Annotated in this window: 22 protein-coding genes; 8 read left to right on the top strand and 14 right to left on the bottom strand. The window is 64.7% G+C overall.

Annotated elements, in window-relative coordinates; genetic code table 11:
- Positions 1 to 7: 7 nt before the first annotated feature.
- Positions 8 to 898, bottom strand: a complete 891-nt coding sequence (locus tag BG60_RS05830; RefSeq protein ID WP_034470824.1) for a phosphoribosylaminoimidazolesuccinocarboxamide synthase — start codon at positions 896 to 898, stop codon at positions 8 to 10.
- Here BG60_RS05830 and BG60_RS38675 point away from each other — a divergent pair.
- On the top strand, positions 891 to 1,040 hold the full coding sequence (locus tag BG60_RS38675; protein ID WP_160172878.1) for a hypothetical protein: 150 nt from the start codon (positions 891 to 893) through the stop codon (positions 1,038 to 1,040). The two genes, BG60_RS05830 and BG60_RS38675, sit on opposite strands and share 8 nt — an antisense overlap.
- Here BG60_RS38675 and fba read toward each other — a convergent pair.
- From fba to BG60_RS05805, 5 genes are all read right to left on the bottom strand, one after another.
- Positions 1,025 to 2,089: a class II fructose-bisphosphate aldolase gene (fba, locus tag BG60_RS05825; RefSeq protein ID WP_008351323.1), complete on the bottom strand. Its 1,065-nt coding sequence runs from the start codon at positions 2,087 to 2,089 to the stop codon at positions 1,025 to 1,027. The genes BG60_RS38675 and fba overlap by 16 nt on opposite strands.
- Positions 2,090 to 2,265: 176 nt before the next feature.
- Positions 2,266 to 3,702 (bottom strand): pyruvate kinase, encoded by a 1,437-nt coding sequence (gene pyk / locus BG60_RS05820; protein WP_008351324.1) that lies wholly within the window; start codon positions 3,700 to 3,702, stop codon positions 2,266 to 2,268.
- Between the two features lie 352 nt (positions 3,703 to 4,054).
- Positions 4,055 to 5,251, bottom strand: a complete 1,197-nt coding sequence (locus BG60_RS05815; protein WP_008351325.1) for a phosphoglycerate kinase — start codon at positions 5,249 to 5,251, stop codon at positions 4,055 to 4,057.
- Positions 5,252 to 5,658: 407 nt separating this feature from the next.
- Positions 5,659 to 5,982 carry an AzlD domain-containing protein gene (locus tag BG60_RS05810; protein ID WP_008351327.1) on the bottom strand — a complete coding sequence of 108 codons (324 nt, stop codon included), beginning with the start codon at positions 5,980 to 5,982 and terminating at the stop codon, positions 5,659 to 5,661.
- Entirely contained in the window at positions 5,979 to 6,725 is a 747-nt protein-coding gene (locus BG60_RS05805; protein ID WP_034470821.1) for an AzlC family ABC transporter permease, read from the bottom strand. The genes BG60_RS05810 and BG60_RS05805 overlap by 4 nt, the downstream gene beginning before the upstream one ends.
- A gap of 356 nt (positions 6,726 to 7,081) precedes the next feature.
- On the opposite strand from BG60_RS05805, the gene BG60_RS05800 reads away from it, so the two are divergent.
- From BG60_RS05800 to BG60_RS05775, 6 genes are all read left to right on the top strand, one after another.
- Positions 7,082 to 8,002 carry a branched-chain amino acid transaminase gene (locus BG60_RS05800; RefSeq protein WP_008351330.1) on the top strand — a complete coding sequence of 307 codons (921 nt, stop codon included), beginning with the start codon at positions 7,082 to 7,084 and terminating at the stop codon, positions 8,000 to 8,002.
- 66 nt (positions 8,003 to 8,068) lie between these two features.
- A complete protein-coding gene (locus tag BG60_RS05795; RefSeq protein WP_008351333.1) occupies positions 8,069 to 8,266 on the top strand; it encodes a zinc-finger domain-containing protein in 198 nt (65 codons plus the stop codon).
- Between the two features lie 126 nt (positions 8,267 to 8,392).
- Entirely contained in the window at positions 8,393 to 9,466 is a 1,074-nt protein-coding gene (gene waaF / locus BG60_RS05790) for a lipopolysaccharide heptosyltransferase II (protein WP_008351335.1), read from the top strand.
- Between the two features lie 165 nt (positions 9,467 to 9,631).
- A complete protein-coding gene (locus tag BG60_RS05785) occupies positions 9,632 to 10,078 on the top strand; it encodes a nuclear transport factor 2 family protein (RefSeq protein ID WP_008351336.1) in 447 nt (148 codons plus the stop codon).
- A 33-nt stretch (positions 10,079 to 10,111) separates the two neighbouring features.
- On the top strand, positions 10,112 to 11,194 hold the full coding sequence (locus BG60_RS05780; protein WP_034470719.1) for a YheT family hydrolase: 1,083 nt from the start codon (positions 10,112 to 10,114) through the stop codon (positions 11,192 to 11,194).
- 6 nt (positions 11,195 to 11,200) lie between these two features.
- Entirely contained in the window at positions 11,201 to 11,785 is a 585-nt protein-coding gene (locus tag BG60_RS05775) for a DUF2946 family protein (protein ID WP_008351340.1), read from the top strand.
- A 5-nt stretch (positions 11,786 to 11,790) separates the two neighbouring features.
- Here BG60_RS05775 and BG60_RS05770 read toward each other — a convergent pair whose 3' ends face one another.
- A complete protein-coding gene (locus BG60_RS05770) occupies positions 11,791 to 13,761 on the bottom strand; it encodes a M48 family metalloprotease (protein WP_034470717.1) in 1,971 nt (656 codons plus the stop codon).
- Between the two features lie 167 nt (positions 13,762 to 13,928).
- On the opposite strand from BG60_RS05770, the gene moaC reads away from it, so the two are divergent.
- On the top strand, positions 13,929 to 14,426 hold the full coding sequence (gene moaC, locus BG60_RS05765; protein ID WP_008351343.1) for a cyclic pyranopterin monophosphate synthase MoaC: 498 nt from the start codon (positions 13,929 to 13,931) through the stop codon (positions 14,424 to 14,426).
- Between the two features lie 4 nt (positions 14,427 to 14,430).
- On the opposite strand, the gene BG60_RS05760 is transcribed toward moaC, so the two are convergent.
- The 7 genes from BG60_RS05760 to recX all read right to left on the bottom strand — a co-directional run bounded on the left by BG60_RS05760 (position 14,431) and on the right by recX (position 21,869).
- Complete coding sequence (locus BG60_RS05760; protein WP_034470715.1) at positions 14,431 to 16,236, bottom strand: PglL family O-oligosaccharyltransferase; 1,806 nt, start codon at positions 16,234 to 16,236, stop codon at positions 14,431 to 14,433.
- 162 nt (positions 16,237 to 16,398) lie between these two features.
- Entirely contained in the window at positions 16,399 to 16,989 is a 591-nt protein-coding gene (locus tag BG60_RS05755) for a pilin (RefSeq protein ID WP_008351347.1), read from the bottom strand.
- 111 nt (positions 16,990 to 17,100) lie between these two features.
- A complete protein-coding gene (locus BG60_RS05750) occupies positions 17,101 to 17,811 on the bottom strand; it encodes a TerC family protein (protein WP_008351349.1) in 711 nt (236 codons plus the stop codon).
- Positions 17,812 to 17,919: 108 nt separating this feature from the next.
- Positions 17,920 to 18,801 carry a succinate--CoA ligase subunit alpha gene (sucD, locus tag BG60_RS05745; RefSeq protein WP_008351350.1) on the bottom strand — a complete coding sequence of 294 codons (882 nt, stop codon included), beginning with the start codon at positions 18,799 to 18,801 and terminating at the stop codon, positions 17,920 to 17,922.
- A gap of 97 nt (positions 18,802 to 18,898) precedes the next feature.
- On the bottom strand, positions 18,899 to 20,065 hold the full coding sequence (gene sucC / locus BG60_RS05740; protein WP_008351353.1) for an ADP-forming succinate--CoA ligase subunit beta: 1,167 nt from the start codon (positions 20,063 to 20,065) through the stop codon (positions 18,899 to 18,901).
- 105 nt (positions 20,066 to 20,170) lie between these two features.
- Positions 20,171 to 20,809, bottom strand: coding sequence for a DUF2889 domain-containing protein (locus BG60_RS05735; protein ID WP_034470713.1), 639 nt, complete (start codon positions 20,807 to 20,809; stop codon positions 20,171 to 20,173).
- A gap of 112 nt (positions 20,810 to 20,921) precedes the next feature.
- Positions 20,922 to 21,869, bottom strand: coding sequence for a recombination regulator RecX (gene recX / locus BG60_RS05730; RefSeq protein WP_008351358.1), 948 nt, complete (start codon positions 21,867 to 21,869; stop codon positions 20,922 to 20,924).
- Positions 21,870 to 21,883: the final 14 nt, after the last annotated feature.

The raw sequence follows: 21,883 nt of genomic DNA, 5'->3' as shown, positions 1-21,883 counted from the left end.
TTCTTACTCAGTCGAGCGTCTTGCCGGTCAAACGCTGGAGCGCTTCCTGATACTTCTCCGACGTCTTCGCGATCACGTCGTCGGGCAGCTTGGGCGCGGGCGGTTCCTTCTTCCACGGCTGCGTTTCGAGCCAGTCGCGCACGAACTGCTTGTCGAACGACGGCGGATTCGTGCCCACCTGATAGCCATCGGCGGGCCAGAAGCGCGACGAATCGGCGGTCAGCACTTCGTCCATCAGATAGAGATCGCCCTTGTTGTCGAGGCCGAACTCGAACTTCGTATCCGCGATGATGATGCCGCGCGTCGCCGCGTACTCGGCCGCTTCCTTGTACAACTGGATGGAAATGCGCTTGATCGTCGCGGAAAGCTCCGTGCCGATGCGGCGTTCCATCTCATCGTAGGTGATGTTTTCGTCGTGATGGCCCATTTCGGCCTTGGCCGCAGGCGTGAAAATCGGCTCGGGCAGCTTCTGCGCGTTCTGAAGGCCCGGCGGCAGTTCGACGCCGCACACCGCGCCCGTCGCCTGATAGTCCTTCCAGCCGCTGCCCGCGAGATAACCGCGCACCACGGCTTCGACGAGAATCGGCTCCAGGCGCTTCACGACGACCGCGCGGCCCTTCACCTGCTCGGCTTCGTCCGCTGCGACGACCGTCGCCGGATCGATGCCCGTGTTGTGGTTCGGCACGATGTGGCCGAGCTTCTCGAACCAGAAATCGGCCATCGTGTTGAGCACGCGGCCCTTGTTCGGAATCGGCTCGCCCATGACGACGTCGAATGCGGAAAGCCGGTCGGTCGTCACGATAAGGAGCTTGTCGTCGCCGACGGCGTAGTTGTCGCGGACCTTGCCGCGGCCGAGCAGCGGCAGCGATTTGATCGTGGATTCGTATAGCGTGGACATCGTCATGTACCGGAAAAAAGTGATTCGCCGCTTCGACGTGGGAAGCGGCGAGGAGAAAGACGAACGGGTTCCGAACCCGGAACCCGTTGATTTTACTTTACAAAACCCGGCTGATTCAGATCAGTCTCATTTCACGATCTGAGCCAGCGCGCCGGACTTGTACTTTTCGGCGATCTTGTCGAGCGAAACCGGCTTGATCTTGCCGGCCATGCCCTCGCAGCCGAACTGCATATAGCGCTGGCGGCAGATTTCCTTCGCCGCTTCGCGCGCGGGCTTCAGATAATCGCGCGGATCGAACTTCGACGGATTTTCGAACAGATAGCGGCGGATCGCGCCGGTGATCGCGAGGCGCAGATCGGTGTCGATGTTCACCTTGCGAACGCCGTGCTTGATGCCTTCCTGAATCTCCTCGACCGGCACGCCATAGGTTTCCTTCATGTCGCCGCCGAATTCGCGGATTTCGGCCAGCAATTCCTGCGGTACCGACGACGAACCGTGCATCACGAGGTGCGTGTTCGGAATGCGCTGGTGAATTTCGCGGATGCGGTCGATGGCGAGGATATCGCCCGTCGGCTTCTTCGAGAACTTGTACGCGCCGTGCGACGTACCGATCGCGATCGCCAAAGCATCGCATTGCGTCTGCTTGACGAAATCGGCGGCCTGCTCGACGTCGGTCAGAAGCTGCTCGCGCGTCATCGTGCCTTCGGCGCCGTGGCCGTCTTCCTTGTCGCCCTTCATCGTTTCGAGCGAGCCGAGCACGCCCAGTTCGGCTTCGACCGTTACGCCGATCGAATGCGAGAACTCCACGACCTGCTTCGACACCGCGACGTTGTACTCGTAGGAAGCGACCGTCTTGCCGTCGGCTTCGAGCGAGCCGTCCATCATGACGCTGGTGAAGCCCGAGCGGATCGCGGCCATGCACACCGCGGGCGACTGACCGTGATCCTGATGCATCACGACCGGAATATGCGGATACGACTCGACCGCCGCTTCGATCAGATGACGCAGGAACGCTTCGCCCGCGTACTTACGCGCGCCAGCGGACGCCTGCATGATGACGGGCGCGTTGACTTCGTTCGCCGCCGACATGATCGCCTGCACTTGTTCCAGATTGTTGACGTTGAACGCCGGGAGACCGTAACCGTTTTCCGCAGCGTGATCCAGCAGTTGACGCATTGATACGAGAGGCATTGTGGTGAGACTCCATAAGTGAAACGAATTCTTCAGCGCGCGAACTCGCTCTCGGGCGGTTTTCGGCTTCATCGTCCTGCGCGCTTGACGAAACGAGCGCGGGTGCTGGGACCGCGCTCGCTCCGGACTTGCGACAAATCGCGCGGCGTTTGACCGCGCAGCGTTCTCAAAAACGCTTAGAAGTGATCGCCCACGCGCACGATCTTGAGCGTGTTCGTGCCGCCTGCCTGGCCCATCGGTTCGCCGACCGTCAGCACGACCATATCGCCGCGCGCCGCGTAACCCTTCGACACGACCACTTCCAGCGCCTGATTCAGCGCCGTGTCGCGGTCCATGTTGGTGTCGACGTGCAGCGGCGTCACGTTGCGGTACAGGGACATCGTCCGTTCGCTCGACACGCGCGGCGTCAGCGCGAAGATCGGCACGTGCGTCCAGTGACGCGACATCCACAGCGCGGTCGAACCGGATTCCGTCAACGCGACGACGGCCTTCGCGCCGAGATGGAACGCCGTGAAGAGCGCGCCCATCGCGATCGACTGGTCGATGCGCGTGAACGTGCGGTCGAGGAAATCGCGATCGAGCTGCGATTCTTCCGACTTCTCCGCTTCGATACAGATGGCGGCCATCGTTTCGATCGTCGTCACCGGATACTTGCCGGCCGCGGTTTCGGCGGAAAGCATCACGGCGTCGGTGCCGTCGAGCACGGCGTTCGCCACGTCGGAGACTTCGGCGCGCGTCGGCACGGGCGCGTGGATCATCGATTCCATCATCTGCGTGGCGGTGATCACGAGCTTGTTCGACTCGCGCGCCATGCGGATCATGCGCTTTTGCAGCGCCGGAACCGCCGCGTTGCCGACTTCGACCGCGAGATCGCCGCGCGCGACCATGATGCCGTCCGATGCGTCGAGAATGCCTTGCAGCGCCGGAATGGCTTCGGCGCGCTCGATCTTCGCGATCATCTTCGGCTTGATGCCGTACGGCGCGCCCGCGATGTTCGCGAGCTGACGCGCCATTTCCATGTCGGTCGCGTTCTTCGGGAACGACACCGCGACGAAATCCGCGCCGAGCGACATCGCCGTCTTGATGTCCTCCATGTCTTTCTCGGTCAGCGCGGGCGCGGTGAGACCGCCGCCCTGACGGTTGATGCCCTTGTTGTTCGAGAGCTCGCCGCCGACCTTCACCGTCGTGTGAATCTCTTCGCCGATGACGCGCACCACGTCGAGCACGATGAGGCCGTCGTTGAGCAGGAGCACGTCGCCCGCGCGCAGGTCGCGCGGCAGATCCTTGTAGTCGAGCCCGACGCGCTCGTTGTTGCCGAGCGTGCAGTTCGCATCGAGGATGAACGGATTGCCCGCGACGAGCATCGTCTTGTTGTTCTCGAACTTGCCGACGCGGATCTTCGGGCCCTGCAGGTCCGCCATGATCGCGACTTCCCGGCCCACCTGACGCGCCGCCTCGCGGACGATTTCGGCGCGCTGGCGGTGATCGTCGGCGGTGCCGTGCGAGAAGTTGAAGCGAACGACGTCGAGGCCCGCCTGCAGCATTTGCAGCAGGACGTCCGGGCTCGTTGAAGCCGGGCCGATGGTGGCAACAATCTTGGTAGCGCGATGCATGTCTTTCCTCGTCTCTGTAGGAACGCCCGTGTTGAGGCCGCGAGCACGTTGCGCTTGCAGTGAGGTGTTGCTCACCGGTTGCGCGCGCGCGCCGGTTCGTGCCGGCGTCGCTTTGTCGATTTCATTCAGGGCATGGGCGGGCACGCCGCCGATGATGACCGGAGGCGTTTCCGGAATCACCGATTCGTCTTCGGGCGCCGTCTGATCGGGTTGAGCCGCTTCCGCGATCACCCGCGCTGCTTCGGCGGCCGCGTCGAGCGCGGCGCCGCTTCCCATTTCTTCGGTTTGCGCGCCGCCGGCTGGCGCGCCCTTCTTTCCTGCTTTCGCCGGATTGTTTCGGGCGGCCAACGCCTCAAGCCCCGGCGCGGGATTCGAGCACTTCGACCGCGGGCAGCTTCTTGCCTTCGAGGAATTCCAGGAACGCGCCGCCGCCGGTCGAGATGTAGCTCACCTTGTCGGCGATGTCGTACTTCGCGATGGCCGCGAGCGTGTCGCCGCCGCCGGCGATGGAGAACGCCGACGAATTCGCGATGGCCTGCGCGAGCGTCTTGGTGCCGTTGCCGAACTGGTCGAATTCGAACACGCCGACGGGCCCGTTCCAGACGATCGTGCCGGCCGTTTCGAGTTGCGCGGCGAGCGCCTTCGCGGTGTCCGGGCCGATATCGAGGATGAGGTCGTCGTCGGCGACGTCGGCGACGGGCTTCGTTTCCGCCTTCGCAGTCGCGGCGAATTCCTTCGCGGTGACGACATCGCTCGGAATCGGCACCGATGCGCCGCGCGTGCGCGCCTGTTCGATGATTTCCTTCGCCTCGCCGACGAGATCGGCTTCGGCGAGCGACTTGCCGATCTTCAGGCCCGACGCGAGCATGAACGTGTTGGCGATGCCGCCGCCGACGATCAGCTGATCGACCTTCTCGGCGAGCGACTTGAGAATGGTGAGCTTGGTCGACACCTTCGAGCCCGCGACGATCGCGACGAGCGGACGCTTCGGGTTGCCGAGCGCCTTGCCGAGCGCATCGAGTTCAGCGGCCAAGAGCGGTCCCGCGCACGCGACAGGTGCGTACTTCGCGATGCCGTGCGTCGTGGCTTCGGCGCGGTGCGCGGTGCCGAACGCATCGTTGACGTAGACGTCGCAGAGCTTCGCCATCTTCTGCGCGAGGCCGTCGTCGTTCTTCTTCTCGCCCTTGTTGCAGCGGCAGTTTTCCAACAGCACGACGTTGCCCGGCTGGACCTGAACGCCGTCGACCCAGTCGGCGACGAGCGGCACGTCGCGGCCGAGCAGCTCCGACAGACGCTTCGCGACCGGCGCGAGCGAGTCTTCCGGCTTGAACTGGCCTTCGGTCGGACGGCCGAGGTGCGACGTGACCATCACGGCCGCGCCCGCGTCGAGAGCGGCCTTGATCGCCGGGACCGAGGCGCGCACGCGCGTATCTTCGGTGATGTTGCCGTTATCGTCTTGCGGCACGTTGAGATCCGCGCGGATGAACACACGCTTGCCGGAGACTTTGCCTTCGGCGATCAGATCGGTGAAACGCAGTACTTTCGTCATGGGAGTCAACGTAGATAAAGAAGCGGTTCGGGCGGGAACGGCCGTCGGGGCGGGCCGGTTCGTGGAGTCGCCGCGCGCAGGCCGCCGGGCAGGACGGCTCGCGCGCGGTTCAAGCTGGGGGCGAAGGACGCGCGCTTAAGCCGAACGCGCGCGCGGGATGCGGGAGAAAGGGATGAGACAGATGAATCCGGAGAGGCGCGCAAGCCCTGCCCGGGCGCGGCGATGGAGCCGGGAGCGGCGTGTTGCAAAATGAATTGCAAAACCGTAGCGCGGTGACTGCCGGACACACTTTCGACCTCGCTCACTCGGGAAAGACCCTCATTTTAACCGATCAACCCGGCCGCTTTTAGCGGGCAATCGTTGATGACGCGTATTTGACGCGGCGCGTAGCCATCTCCACGCCGCGGTCAGGCCACGAGCCGCAGCAGCGTGAACACCACCATGCCGACGGCGATCGTGCCCATCATGCCGCGCCGCCACAGGTAATACGCGAGTCCCGCCGCCGATGCCCACAACGCATGGTTCGACAGCCACAGCGAAATGCCCGCGGGCGTTTCGAGCAGATCCGGCACGACGACGCCCGCGAGCGCGGCGGCCGGCGCATACCGCAGCACACGCTGCACGCGCGGCGGCAGCACCATGCGCTCGCCGCCGATCAGAAAGAGCGCGCGCGTCACCGCCGTGACCACGCCCATGCCGATGATCGCGAGCCAGACTTGCAGCGCGCTCATCGGCTGGACCTCGTGGCATCGGATGCGGATTTGGGCGCGGCCCGCTCGGCGACGACATCCGCGAGCGTGCCCGCGATAAGCGCCGCGAACACCGCGAGCGGCAAGCCGAAACGATACGGCAGATCGAATGCCAGCAACGCGACGACGCTCGCCACCGCGACCGCCGCGAGCGTCGAACGCGTCGCGATAGCGGAAACGATGAGCGGGATCAGCGCGAGCGTGCCGGCGAGTTCGAGGCCCCAGTCATCGGGAATCAGGCTCGCGAGCAAGATGCCGAGCACCGACGATGTTTGCCATGACAACCAGCTCGATACCGCCAGTCCCCAGAAGAACGCCTCCTTGCCGGGCTGCCAGCCGGCAGGAAAATTCCGCTTCGAGAACATCAGATAGATGATGTCGCCGTTGAAATAGCCGAGCAGCAGACGCCGCTTCAGCGGCAGCCACGAGAAATGCGGCGCGAGCCCCGCGCTGAAGATCACGAAGCGCAGATTGACCATCGCGGCGGTCAGGAGAATCGTCCAGAGCGGCAGCTTCGCGGCGAAGAGCGGCAGCACCGCGAGCTGCGACGAGCCCGCGTACACCGCGAACGACATGCCGAGCGCCTGCGGCACGGTGAGCACGGACTTCGTCATCGCGACGCCGGTCACGAGACCCCAGGAAAACGTCGCCAGGACGGCGGGAGAAAAGGTACGCACGCCCTCGAAAAACGCGCGGCGATTGGTGTCGGACAGCCGGTCAAGCATGAGCGAATGCGAGGCGATGAAGACCACCCGTGATGCCAATGCGCGGCCTCGAGCGATTGCGCGATGGATCGGGAAAAACCGGGAAAATCGGGAATGGCGGGCTTCGCCGTTTCGTCCCGCTGTTTTCAGCGGACGGCGAAAGGCAAATTATAGCGTCGTGAAAGGCGCTCCAAGATCGGTTTCGTCGCGAAAAGACGCTAAAATGACGGTCTTTCACAGCCTTTGCGCCTCCGATGCGCGCGTTCGCCGGCAATCGCCGATGCACGAACGCGGCGCGAGATGCGCGAGCGCCGCCGCCCGGAAGTCTTTGGCGGCCTGCCCCGAACTCACTTGAACGAGACAGCTAGGAGAACCGTATGTCAATGGCCGACCGCGACGGCAAGATCTGGATGGATGGCAAGCTGATCGACTGGCGTGATGCCAAGATCCACGTTCTGACCCACACGTTGCACTACGGCATGGGTGTCTTCGAAGGCGTGCGCGCGTACAAGACCGCGCAGGGCACGGCCATTTTCCGCCTGAAGGAACACACGAAGCGCCTGCTCAACTCGGCGAAGATCTTCCAGATGGACGTCCCGTTCGATGCCGCGACGCTCGAAGCCGCGCAACTCGAAGTCGTGAAGGCGAACGCGCTCGAGTCGTGCTACATCCGCCCGATCATCTGGGTCGGCTCGGAAAAGCTCGGCGTGTCGGCGAAGGGCAACACCATCCATGTTGCGATCGCCGCGTGGCCGTGGGGCGCGTATCTCGGTGAAGACGGGCTCGCCAAGGGCATCCGCGTGAAGACGTCGTCGTTCACGCGCCATCATGTGAACGTGTCGATGGTCCGCGCGAAGGCGTCCGGCTGGTACGTGAACTCGATTCTCGCCAACCAGGAAGCCGTCGCCGACGGCTACGACGAAGCGCTGCTGCTCGACGTCGACGGCTACGTGTCGGAAGGCTCCGGCGAAAACTTCTTCCTCGTGAACAACGGCAAGATCTACACGCCGGATCTGGCTTCGTGCCTCGACGGCATCACGCGCGACACAGTCATCACGCTGGCGCGCGATTTCGGCATCCCGGTGATCGAAAAGCGCATCACCCGCGACGAGGTCTACACCTGCGACGAAGCGTTCTTCACCGGCACCGCCGCCGAAGTCACGCCGATCCGCGAGCTGGACAACCGCACCATCGGTTCGGGCGCGCGCGGTCCGATCACGGAAAAGCTGCAAAGCGCGTTCTTCGACGTCGTCGGCGGCAAGAACGAGAAGTACGCGAGCTGGCTCGCGAAGGTTTAAACAATCTCATGCGACGCGGCGGGCCGTTCGCTCGCCGCGCGACGTACATCACGAAAAGAGATAGCAATGAGCGACCTGAAGGAAATGCCGCTGGTGGAATTGTCGGCGAAGGATCTGCCCGCCTTCTGCCCGAACCCGAAGATGCAGCGCTGGAGCACGCATCCGCGCGTGTTCATCGACGTGACGCACGGCGAGGCGCGCTGCCCGTATTGCGGCACGCGCTACAAGCTGAAAGACGGCGAAGTGCTCAAGGGCGGTCACTGAAGCCCGCGGGGCGCTGGCCGCGCCCTGGCTCACGCGCGCCGTACGCGGCGCGAAACATACCCACGACAATCGACGGCTCGCCCCAAGGCGGCGGGCCGCGTTCATTTTGAGATCGGATAACAACAGATGCGCCGCGCGCTGGTTATAGCACCGAACTGGATCGGTGACGCATTGATGGCGCAGCCGCTCTTCACGCTCTTGCGCAAGCTTCATCCGCGTATCGCGATCGACGCCGTCGCGCCCACCTGGGTCGCACCCGTGCTCGAGCGCATGCCGGAAATCCGCGATGTCTACGCGACCGACCTCGCCCACGGCAAGCTGCAACTGCTGCGCCGCTGGCAGCTCGCGAGTGATTTGCGCGATGTCGGTTACGACGCCGCCTATGTGCTGCCCAACTCCGTCAAATCCGCGCTGATTCCGTGGATGGCGGGCATCAACCTGCGCATCGGCTACAAGGGCGAGAGCCGCTACGGGCTCTTGAACGTGCGCCACGCGAATCCGCCGAAGACCGACCGTCCGCCGATGACCGCGCATTACGCGGCGCTCGCCTATGCGCCGGGCGCGAAGCTGCCGTTCGTCGACCGGTTCGCGCAGCCGGAAGCCGCCGCGCTTCCCGACGCGCAGACGCTGCCCGTGCCGCGCCTCGAAGCCGATCCGAACGAAGCCGCGCGCGTCTCGACGCGCTTCAACCTCGACACGCGCGCGCCGCTCGTCGTGTTCTGCCCCGGCGCGGAATACGGTCCGGCCAAGCGCTGGCCGCCGGAGCATTTCGCTTCGCTCGCCCAGTTCATCGCGCAGTCGTTTCCGTATGCGCGCATGATCGCGCTCGGTTCGAAGAAGGATGCGCCGATCGCGCAGGCCATCGCGGAGCGCGCGCCGATGGTGCGCAACCTGTGCGGCCAGACTTCGCTCGGTGAGGCGTGCGCGCTGATTTCGCGGGCGAGCGCCGTCGTCACGAACGATTCGGGGCTGATGCACGTCGCGGCCGCCTCGCGCCGGCCGCTCGTCGCGGTCTACGGCTCGACCGATCCGCGCCACACGCCGCCCTTGTCCGATCTCGCAAAGGTACAATGGCTGCATCTTGAATGCAGTCCGTGCTTTGCCCGCGAGTGTCCGCTCGGCCATCTGAACTGCCTTCGCGAACTCTCGGCCGAACAGGTCTTCGCCGATGTGCGCGGCATGCTGCTCGCGCATCGTTGATGTTGCGCTCACGCGTCGAAACGCGTGTTCGTACCGGCGGTTTCCGGCCGTGTGTGCGGGTGCGGACACGCGAATGTCTCCGAACGGGGGCATGCTTTGACCAATGACCGTTGCAGCGCGCCGTTTCGTTGGCGTGAAGCATCGAATGCCAGAGACCCACGAGCCATGCCACGTTTCGCCCGCCTCTTCGAAGCCGCCGCCGATACCCTCAACGCTTACTATCAGGCAGTCGCGGACAACAGCATCGACACGGTGATGTCGTTGTGGATCGACGAGGAGTTCGCCACCTGCGTGTGCGCGGACGGCACGCATCTGCACGGGCTGGAAAGCATCCGCGCGGGTCTCGCGAAGCAGTTCGAGACGCAGCCCGTGACCGTCGAGCCGCTCGATATTCGCGTGTACGACAGCCTGGGCACGGTCGTCTATGCGATCGCCGAAGCGCATCAGCCGGCCGAGCCAGCCAGCGCGCCGCGCATGATCTACACGACGTATGTGATGGTTCACGAACGCGGCGAGTGGCGCATCGCGCATATTCACGCAAGCGAGATGCCGATCGAAACCGCGGGCCAGTTCGCCGCGAAGCTGCGTCACGGTCAGGGACCGCTGCACTAAGAAATTCGAAGAAGACGTCTGTCGGGAGGGGCCATGAAGCGCGATCCGTTGTTGAAGCACGATTCGTCGTTCGTGGACAAAGCGCCCGCCGTGGCACTGAAGGAAACCGCGCGCCTGCTTTCGCCGGGCGCCGCCGAATGGCTCTACAGCGCGCCGCGCTGGCTGCCCACGAGCCATGCGCAAACCATCGTCCCGGCGCTCTTCGGCCGCAAGCCCGACGTGCGTTACCGGCGCGAGCGCTGGAATACGCCCGACGGCGATTTCATCGATCTCGACTTTCTCGCGCACGATCCCGCCGATCCCGCCGATCAACCCGCCGCGAACGCCCCGCTCTTCGTGCTCTTCCACGGCCTCGAAGGCAGTTCCGATTCGCACTACGCTCGCACGATGATGGCCGCCGCCCGGGCGCGCGGCTGGCACGGCGTCGTGCCGCATTTCCGCAGTTGCAGCGGCCCGCTCAATCTGCTGCCGCGCTTCTACCATCTCGCGGACAGCGCCGAAGTCGACTGGATTCTGCGGCGGCTCGCGCAAGTGCATCGCGGGCCGATCGTCGCGGCGGGCGTGTCGCTCGGCGGCAACGTGCTGCTGCACTGGCTGTGCCAGCGCGGCACGGACGCGTCGATCATCAGCGCGGCGGCGGCCATTTCCGCGCCGCTCGACGTCCACGCGGGCGGCCTCGCGATCTCGCAAGGCTTCGGCATGGTCTATACGCGCAGCTTCCTGAAGTCGCTCAAAAAGAAGGCGCTCGCGAAGCTCGGGCAGTATCCCGGTCTCTACGACCGCAACGCCGTGCTCGCCGCGCGCACGCTGTACGAGTTCGACAACGTCGTCACCGCGCCGCTGCACGGCTTTCGCGACACCAATCACTACTGGTCGACGGCGACGATCCGCGCGCATCTGAAGCACATCGAAGTGCCCGCGCTGCTGCTGAACGCGCGCAACGATCCGTTCCTGCCCGAGTTCGCGTTGCCGTCGACGGCGGAAGTATCGGCGCGCGTGACGCTCGATCAGCCGAACCACGGCGGGCACGTCGGCTTCATGACGGGACCGTTTCCGGGCCGGATCGACTGGCTGTCGCAGCGCGTGTTCGGTTATCTGGAGAACTTCGTTTCGTGAACCGTCATGGATGACATCGTCAAGCAGGCGCTCGCCAAATGGCCCAACGTTCCGCACTGCACGGGCTGGCTGCTGCTCGACCGGCGCGGTCAGTGGCGTATGCGCGACGACGCCGCGCAAGCCGCCGGCGAACTCGGCACGCCGATCCGGCATGAGGCGCTGCTGGGCTTCATCAACCGCAACTACGAAAGCGATGCCGACGGCCAGTGGTTCTTTCAGAACGGCCCGCAGCGCGTGTATGTTGAGCTCGTGTACACGCCGTGGATCGTGCGTCTGCATGCGGCGGACGGCGCATTGCGGCTGATCGATCAGGGCGGCGCGCCGTTCGAGCCGGCGCATGTCTGGATCGACGACGCAGGCGGCATTCTCCTTTCCGATGACGCCTCGCCCGCACGCATCGCCGCCCTTCACGATCACGATCTCGAACTGTTCGCGGACCACGCGTCGCTCGACGATGCCGGCACACGCGGCGTGTTCCACTGGCGCGACGGCGTCGATCTGACCGTGCAGCCGATCGCCCGCGCCGATGTCGCCGCGCGCTTTGGCTTCGTCGCGAGTCCGGCCGAACGCGCCGCCGCGAAGAAAGACTGAGCTAGCTAGCCGTTCTTCTCCATCTCGCGCTCTTCCTTGTAGCGCGTCTCGAAATCGCGCAGCCGGGCGGAAATCGTCGAAAGATCGTAGAAACTCGCGGTCTTGACGTCGCGCGCTTCCTTCAGTTGCCGGATCGCGGATGCCCACGCGCCATCGAGCGCGAACTTTTCCGCCATCGCCTGATGCTGTTGCAGCGGATCGTTGAGACCCGCGCTTGCCTGCGCGAGATAGAACCACCAGTCGGGGCGCGTCGGCTCGGCGCGTGTTTCGCGGCGCGCGAGCATCTGGGCGTCGGCGAAGCGGCGCGCGGAAAGCAGCGTCTGCAGATGCACGTCGATGGCGGCGTGCGACGCCGGCCAGCGCTTTTGCGCGAGGTCCGCGAGGCGGATCGCATCGTCGTTGCGACCGGCGCGGCGCGCGATGTCGGCGGCGAGCACGTCGAGGCTCGGCGTGCTGCGCAGCGCCGGCGGTGCGGATTGAGGTTTCGCCGGCGGAGCCGATCGGGCTTCGACGCGAACCGGTGGAAGCACGATGTCGCTCTTCGCGCGCAATGCATTGCCGTTGCCGGAGTCTCCGAGATTGAGCGGCGTGCGCGCGTTGTCGAGCGGCGTCGCGATCGTCGACGCATCCGCGTTGCGCAGCGACGGCTCGCCGCTCTTCTTGCGCGGAGCCGGCTGCGTTTGACCAACCGCGCGATCCTCCTTTTGCACTTGCGCCGATGCCGCCGCCGCGCTCGCCTCCTCGCCCTCGAATAGCGCGCGCGCCTTCGCGAGCGCGTCGCTGGCCGCGTCGTGATTGCCCAGCAGCGATTGCGCGAGCGCGATGCCGTACCAGTTGGACGCGGGATTGAGCGCCGTCTGATCCTCGATTTCCGATTTGAGCCGGCTCGCGACCTCGCGATAATCACTCGCGTAATTCACCTGCAGCACGCGCGCCCGGGCGCGCACGAACGCATATTCGGCCGACTGACGCGGCTGCCGGTACGGCACGCGCCGCGCGCGGCCTTCCATGTCGGCGATGCGGTCGATCGTGAGCGGGTGCGTGCGCACGTACGGCGGCACGCCGTTATCGGCCATCGACGCGCGATCGAGACGCTCGAAGAACGCTGCCATCGCGTAAGGATCGTAGCCGGCGGCCGCGAGCATCTGGAAACCGACGCGGTCGGCCTCGTGCTCGGCCGCGCGCGAGAAGCGCAACTGATTGTCGACGGCGAACGCCTGGCCGCCCATCGCGATGCCCATGCCGAGATCGCCGCTATGGGCGAGCAGGCCCGCGAGCAGGCCGGCGAGCATCCCGGCGAGTGCGGCGTAGGAACTCTTTTCCTGCGTGCTGAGCATCCGCGCGATGTGCCGCTGAAGGACGTGCCCCATTTCATGGCCGATGACCGACGCCAGCTCCGATTCCGTTTGCGTCGCGGCAATCAGCCCCGTGTTCACGCCGATAAAGCCGCCCGGCATCGAAAACGCGTTGATCTGCGCGTCGCGCACGGCGAAGAGATCGAAATCCGGCCGATAGCCGCCGAGATACTGCGTCGCCGCCGCCGCTGAAAGCTTCGACGAGATCGAGTCGAGATAGTCGCGCAGCAGCCAGTCGTCGAGATAATCGGGATCGGCGCGCACTTCGCGCATCATCTTCTCGCCGACCTTGCGCTCGGCCTGCGGCGTGAGGGAGCCGCCGGAGCCGTCGCCGAGATCCGGAAGCTGCACCGACGACAGCGGCGCGCGCAAACCGGACATCGTCCCGGGGCGGTTCGCGAAACGGCTTTCCGCGCCGCCGTAGACGCCGAACACGCCTTCCGCGATGTTGCCCGGCACGTCGCCGCTGGCGCTTTCCTGCGACGCGCGCAGTTGCGCGGCCGCGAGCGTGCCGGTCGAGCCCGCGGAAGGCGAGTTCGATTGCGCCAGCGCCGCGGGCGGCATGGCGAGGGCGACGCAAAGGAGGGAGGCGAGCGCGCGGCTCGGACGTGTGAAATGCATGGCGCGAAGCGCCGATAGTCGGCTCGAGAATCGAAACGGGCTTATCGTATCAAGTGTTGCGCGCGGCGCGTCTCAGGTCGGCGGTGCGTCGCGCCGGACCGTGGCGTTCTGCGGAAAATCGCGCGGATTCACGCTGGTATGATAGGCGCCCATTCGAAGGAGACGCTATGTCCGGACTCACCCATTTCGATGCCGCCGGCGAGGCGCATATGGTCGATGTCGGCGCGAAAAACGAAACGCGCCGCGTGGCCGTTGCACGCGGCTCGATCGCGATGCTCGCGCCCACGCTCGCGCTGATCCGCGAAGGCCGAGCGAAAAAAGGCGATGTGCTGGGCGTCGCGCGCATCGCCGCGATTCAGGGTGCGAAGCGCACGGCCGATCTGATTCCGCTGTGTCATCCGCTGGCGCTGACGCGCGTCGCGGTGGATTTCACGATCGATGAAGCGCTACCCGGCGTGCACTGTGAAGTGCGCGTGGAGACGGTCGGGCGCACGGGCGTGGAAATGGAAGCGCTGACCGCCGTGCAGGTCGGATTGCTCACGATCTACGACATGTGCAAGGCGGTGGATCGGGGGATGACCATCACCAATGTGAAAGTGATGGAAAAGCACGGTGGGAAGTCGGGGGATTGGGTGGCGGACGACCAGCCGTCGCCCGCGCCCTGACCGCTCACTCTTCTTCCTCATCCTCCGAAGGCTCCTGATTCGGCAGCGGCACACCATACAGCTTCACCAGATCCGCCTTGAACGACGCCAGCGGCTTGCCCGCTTCGTCCGCCAGATCGTAGACGGCCAAAAGCTGCTTCGGCCAGTCGTGCAACTGCGTCGCGAAGATCTTCAGGCGCGCCATCGTGTCGAGCGCCTCGGCCTTCTGCCCGGCGAGCGCCTGCAACACCGCGTAGCGGCGCAGCACGGTCTCGCCCGGCAACAGCGCAATCGCCTTCCGATGCGCCGCGAGTTTCTCCTCGACGTTCTGCGCGTTGATCGGCAGCAAGGTCGCCGCACCGTATTCGCCCCACGCCGTGAACAGGAAAGACGGATTTTCACGATACTGCTCGGCCGGGCGCGAGCCGTAGTACAGCACTTCCGCGCGGTTGTAGTCGCGTAAGGTCGGATACAACGCCGCGAGCCCGCCGAGCACCAGCACGACATATACGCCATAAGAGAGCGGACGCGGAACCAGCCGCAAGGGACGCGTCTCCAGTAGGCCGATGACGAGCATCGCCGGCATCAGAAAGAACATGTACTGCTGCGGATACTCGACGAGCGCATGCATCATCAGGACGCCGAGCAGCGACAATCCGAAAATGCGCGCCGGCGTCTGCGGCGCGCGCAGCACGCGAATCAGCCAGAAGACGACGCTCGCGACCAGAATCGCGACGCCGAGCGCACCCGTTTTTGCGAGCAGATCGATGAAGATGTCGTGCGCGTTGTTCGCGATCTCGACGCCGCCCAGATCGCGCACGAGGTCGAACTGATAGCGCGGAAACTCGCCCCATCCGACGCCCAGCAGCGGATGCGTCTTGAACATCGTCCAGCCGTACTTCCAGAGCGCGAGGCGCGGCGCGATCTGACTCGCTTCCTGCATGCGCTCCGCCGCCGATTGCGCGAGCCCGAAATCGAAGTGCACGTTCGCCCAGCGCACGGCCGCGTTCACCGCGAAAAAGACGATCGCGAGCAGAATCGGGACGATCCACGCGCGCGCATCGCGGCGGCCGGGGCCGTCGAAGCCTTCCGACGCGACCGGCCGCCCGAGCACGAACGCCATCCAGAAGCCGGCGACGATTATCACCGCCGTCTGCAGCCACGGCCCGCGCGATACGGTCAACGCGAGCCCGAGCGAGTAGATCGCCGACAAGATCAGCCACAGAACGAGCGGCAGCCGACGCGCCTGCACGAAATAAAGCGCGCCCGCCAGCGCGAACGCGATCACGGTCGCGAGGTGATTCGCCTGCGCCATGTTGCCGAACGGGCGCCGTTCGATCATCACGTTGTACGCGACCACGAACGGCGTGAATTTCACTTCGAGATGCAGCAACTGCACGATCTGGCAGAAGACCGCGAACAGTCCGCCGACCATCAGCGCAGCCGCGCCGATACGCAGCGTCTTCTCGCCGAGCCCCGCCCGCACGAGACCGAAGCCCGTATGCACCGCGAGAAACGAAGCGAGCAGATACGCGCCGCCGAGCCAGTTCATCGATGGCTGCGCGATCGGCAACAGCACCGTCTGCGCGACGAGCAACAGGCCGAACGCAAGCGGCATCAATGCGACGACCGGCGATGCGAACGGCACCTTCGGCTCGGAGACGCGCACGAGGAGCGCAACCGTCGCACCGAGCGCCAGATAAAGCGCGAGCGCGCTGTATTCGGCGTAGAAGGTCGGAATCGGATACGTGTGGTTGACGACCGCGAAGGGAAACGTCAACGCAAGGCACAGAACGGCGAAGCAGAGAAAGCGCGCGTATTGGGAAGGCATGAGGAACTGGGAACGTCGGCGACCGGCGCACTATACAAAACTTTGCCCCCGCTGTCCGTCGAACGGCCGGTTTTGCTACCAAATCGCCAACTTTCGCGCAAAAACGACGGCGCGACGGCGCGGCGGCGACGTAAATCCTCCCGCCGCGCTTCGCCTCAGTGCTTACGCGCGGCACTCCGGCGGTGCGAGATTGCCTGGCAATGTCGGTGCCTGCGCAGGCGTCGGACCGGCGCCCGGCGCGGGCAGCGACGACTCGGTCTTCTTGCCCGCGAAGCATTCCCACGTCACCGACCCCGATTGCACGGAACCGCGGCTGAGCGACACGCGCGCCGTAGGTGTATCGGCGTTGTCGGGTGTCGAAGGCACGAGCACGAGCGTGTTCGAACCCGCCGGCGCGACGCGCGTCGTATAGGCGATCGTGATCTGCCCGTTGTCGCTGTCGACGTGAATCGACTCGACGTTGCGCGTGCCCGGCGGCGACGCGAATCCGCCCGCCAGATCCGCGCCGCTCGCCGCGTTCTCCGCCACTGCGAGGCGCGCGGCCGCCGCGAGCGTCATGCCCTCGCCCACGCGGCTTCGGGCAAGATAATCCTGATACGCCGGTATCGCATACGCCGCGACCACGCCGACGATCGCAAGCACGATCATCAGTTCGATCAGTGTGAAGCCGCGTGTCAGCGCATCTTTCGTGCGCCCGAACCACCATGCGCGCCGTTCGCGCGGCACGTCCAAAACCGAAGCCTTCGTCGTCATTGCTACTCCCTGAAAAACAGAAAAGCGCCCTTCCGCGCAATGCGGTCAGGACGCTTCGATCGTATTCAGGGAGCCGCTCCGGCGGCAGTCAGCCGAACGGCCTAGGAGAAATCAACCCGCCGCGCGATTGCCGTCGGCGAGCGCGCGCCGCTTGAGCAGCCAGCCCAACGCGACGACAAGCAACGCGCCCGCCAGACGCGCCGCATATCCGACGAGTTCGGTATTGAGCGCGGGCCATCGGTCGATGAATGGATCGTCGATGATGAGGCCGCCCGCGATCCAGCCGAGCAGACCCGCGCCGAGCAGCACGACGGCGGGCAAGCGGTCGAGCAGCTTCAGCACCAGCGTGCTGCCCCAGACGATGAGCGGAATGCTCACGACCAGGCCGAAGATCACCAGCGTGAGCCTATGACGCGGATCGGCGGCTTCGGCCGCGCCCGCGATCGCGATGACGTTGTCGAGGCTCATGACGGCATCGGCGACGATGATCGTCTTCACCGCCGCCCACAGCCGGTCGGATGCGTCGATCTGATGATCGTCGTGGTCCGGCTGCATCAGCTTTACGCCGATCCACAGCAGCAGCAAGCCACCGAGAAACTTGAGAAACGGAATGTCGAGAAGAAAGACCGCGAACGCGATGAGCACGACGCGCAGGATGATTGCGCCGAGCGTGCCGAACACGATGCCGCGCGTGCGCTGCCGATCCGGCAAATTGCGGCAGGCGAGCGCGATCACGACGGCGTTGTCGCCGCCGAGCAGAATGTCGATCACGATGATCTGAACGACCGCGCCCCAATGGAGCGTCGAAAAGAATTCAAGCATGAGGCTGAAATGAAAAAAGCGAGGAAGCAGCGCTCCCTCGCTTTTCAATGGCTTTTACGAAAGGAATCAGTAAGAGTACCAAACCCTCGCGTAATTTGCCTGCTTCGATCAGAGAACCGACTTCAGCAGACGTGCCATCTCCGACGGATTCTTCGTGACCTTGATGCCGCACGCGTCCATGATTTCGAGCTTGGCGTCAGCCGTGTCCGCACCGCCCGAGATCAGCGCGCCTGCGTGGCCCATGCGCTTGCCCGGAGGCGCCGTCACGCCCGCGATGAAGCCGACGACCGGCTTCTTCATGTTGTCCTTGATCCAGTAAGCGGCGTTCGCTTCGTCCGGACCGCCGATCTCGCCGATCATGATGACGGCGTCCGTTTCCGGATCGTCGTTGAACATCTTCATCACGTCGATGTGCTTCAGACCGTTGATCGGATCGCCGCCGATACCGACCGCCGACGACTGGCCGAGGCCCAGCGCCGTCAACTGGCCGACCGCTTCATACGTCAGCGTGCCCGAACGCGACACGACGCCGATGCGGCCCTTCTTGTGGATGTGACCCGGCATGATGCCGATCTTCAGCTCGTCCGGCGTGATCGTGCCGGGGCAGTTCGGTCCGAGCAGCAGCGTCTTGCGATTTTCGCGGCGCATGCGGTCCTTGATTTCGAGCATGTCGCGAACCGGAATGCCTTCCGTGATGCAGATCGCGAGATCGAGATCGGCCTCGACGGCTTCCCAGATCGCGGCGGCAGCGCCCGCGGGCGGCACGTAGATGACCGAAACGGTCGCGCCGGTTTCGGCCTTCGCTTCCTTCACGGACGCGTAGATGGGAATGCCTTCGAAGTCTTCGCCGGCCTTCTTCGGGTTCACGCCCGCGACGTACGCTTCGCGGCCGTTCGCGTATTCGCGGCAGGCGCGCGTGTGGAACTGGCCGGTCTTGCCGGTGATGCCCTGCGTGATGACCTTCGTGTCTTTGTTGATCAGAATCGACATGTAGTGACCTCTGTTCGTTTGGCGTCGCCATGCAAAAAGCCAGGCGCCGCCATTCGTATCTGGTGGAACGCTCTCTTAAGGCAACAAGCGAACGCGCTTACTTGCCTTCGGCCGCCGCGACGACCTTCTGCGCGGCTTCTTCCATGCTGTCCGCCGAGATGATCGGCAGGCCCGAGTCGGCCAGCATCTTCTTGCCGAGGTCTTCGTTCGTGCCCTTCATGCGCACGACGAGCGGCACCTTCAGGTCCACGGCCTTCGACGCAGCGATCACGCCTTCGGCGATCACGTCGCAACGCATGATGCCGCCGAAGATGTTCACGAGGATCGCCTTCAGGTTCGGGTTCTTCAGCATCAGCTTGAACGCTTCGGTCACTTTCTCGGTCGTCGCACCGCCGCCGACGTCGAGGAAGTTCGCCGGCTCGCCGCCGAACAGCTTGATGGTGTCCATCGTGGCCATCGCGAGGCCTGCGCCGTTCACGAGACAGCCGATGTTGCCGTCGAGCGAGATGTATGCGAGGTCGAACTTCGACGCTTCGACTTCAGCCGGATCTTCTTCGTCCAGATCGCGGTACGCGACGATTTCCGGATGACGGAACAGCGCGTTCGAATCGAAGTTGAACTTGGCGTCGAGCGCGATGACCTTGCCTTCGCCGGTCACGATCAGCGGGTTGATTTCCGCGAGCGATGCGTCGGTTTCGAAGAACGCCTTGTACAGGCCTTGCAGGATCGCGCGCGCTTGCGGGATCGATGCATCGGGAATGCCGATCTTGCGTGCGAGATCATCGGCGTCCGCGTCTTGCAGACCGGTCGACGGCTCGACGGCGAACTTGTGCAGCAGTTCCGGCGTCTTTTCCGCGACTTCTTCGATGTCCATGCCGCCTTCGCTCGACGCCATCACGACGATCTTCTGCGAAACGCGGTCGAGCACGAGGCCGACGTACAGTTCCTTCTTGATGTCCGCGCCTTCTTCGATCAGCAGGCGATTGACCTTCTGGCCTTCGGGGCCGGTCTGGTGCGTGACGAGCTGCATGCCGAGGATCTGGTTCGCGTATTCGCGGACCTGTTCGATCGACTTCGCGACCTTCACGCCGCCGCCCTTACCGCGGCCGCCGGCGTGAATCTGCGCCTTGACGACCCAAACCGGGCCGCCCAGCTCTTCCGCGGCCTTGACCGCATCATCCACCGAGAACACGGGTTTGCCGCGCGGGACCGCGACGCCGAATTTCCGCAGGATTTCCTTACCCTGGTACTCGTGAATCTTCATGCGTGATTCCTTCAGTCTGAGAGTTGGAGTGAACTTCTGTTTGCTTGAACCGCTGATTCTTTTCTTGTTTGAATTCCGTGCGTGAGCGCGAGCGCTGCTTGCGCGCTACGAGGCGGACTTTGTCTCCGGCCTGTCTTGCACCGTTGTTCCGGATCTGGATGGTTCGCCGGGCGCGTGGCCGAACCAGCGCGGGTAGTGTTCCCTGACCGCGGGTCCGTCGAAACGCAGCGCGTGGCATCGGCCGAGCTGAAACGGCGGCTCGTCGCGCTGCGCGTTGGCGTCGGCTTGCTTGAATGGATTGCCGTCCTCGATCTTCCAGACGTCGCCCGCGAATGCCTGAATGGCTGCGGTCGGCAAGACCCCGCACAACTCGGTGAGATGCGTGCAGCCGGCAGTGCCGCGCAGCAGCGTGTTGGCTTCGCGGCGAAAATTCTGGAGGAGATTGAGCCCGATGAGCTTGCGATAGACCGCATTGGACTCGGCGCACAAACCGCCATACGGCGCCCAGTCGGACGACGCTTCGACGTCGACGATGCTGAGTGTGCGATCGATGGTGATGCGCAGCCAGAGTTCATGGATCGGCAGGCCGTGCGGCCGGACGCCCGTCGCGAGCTGGAAGTCGCGCGGCTTCTCATCGGTTAGACAGGCTTCGATATCCCACAGGCCGTCGTCGCGTTCGAACGCTTCCACTCGAATCGCGCGGCTATGACGCAATTGTCGGGGAGCGGGAGGCGAGAGAGGCATGCTGGAGTGAGCCGGTACGGGGAAAACCGTGGAATTTTAGCATATCGGGTATTTCGAGCCGGGCATGTGCCTGACGAATGGAACGCGCGTGCGGATCAAGCCGAACGGGCGCTCAGTCGTCGACGATTTCCTCGCTCCAATCTTCGTCACCGCCCTTCAATATCTTGCCGATCGTACCGCTCGAAAAACCGCGCGCAGCCAGAAAGCGCGCCTGCTTGGCGCGCTCGGCGGGCGTCTCCGGCGGCACGCCGTATTTCTTTTCCCACACCGCCCTGGCGCGCGCGGTTTCGGACTGTGCGAGCTTGTCGGCGGTTTCGCTGATGAGCGTTTCGCCGACGGCATGCCGCTTCAGCTCGCTGATGATCCTGCTGCCGCCCATGCGCGACGCCCGCCGATGCACGACGCTCTCGACGAAGCGCTCGTTCGACAGCCAGCCATCGCGCTCGAGACTGTCCAACAGGGATTCGAGCGGAGCGGCTTCTTCGACGTACGGACGCAGCTTGCGCGACAACTCCGCGCGGCTGTACTCGCGACGCGACAGGAACGCGAGCGCGCGGCCCTTCAACGAGCGTTGCGGACGTTTGGGATTGTTGACTTCGTTTGCCGATGTCTTGCGGGTGCGCTGGCTGGAGCGGCTATAAACCGTTTCGCCGGAAACGGCTGGCGATGGCTCGGAAGGCACGCATTGTTCGAAGGGCTCGAATGGATCGGCGTCTTCGAATGGGTCCGGGGGGTTAGCGGACGGCGGGCTGCGATCGGCGGGGGGCGCCTTCGGCTGCGCTGTCGCCTGCTTCAGTAAGGCGCGAGCTTGTTCCAGGCGGGCCGCGCGATCATTCGCATCTACGCTGCTTTCATCCCTTTTAACAGGCTCGAAAACGCGACGCGCCGACGCGAATGACTTCGCGCCGGCGCGTTCCTTGTTGCTGCGCCTGAAGCCGCCTGACTTCGACGATGCACCGCGCCGCTCGCTGCTTCGCTCGTAGCGATCGACGGAATCGGAATCGTCGCCGGTTCCGTTATCCGCCGGGTCTGCCTTGGATCCGAGCCGGCGCGTCTGCATCTTCCTTCAGGCTC

This window comes from Caballeronia zhejiangensis (assembly GCF_000698575.1).
GTDB classification, from domain to species: Bacteria; Pseudomonadota; Gammaproteobacteria; order Burkholderiales; family Burkholderiaceae; genus Caballeronia; species Caballeronia zhejiangensis.
The sequence above is the reverse complement of the archived record's forward strand: the minus strand, read 5'-3'. Positions and strand labels throughout refer to the sequence as shown.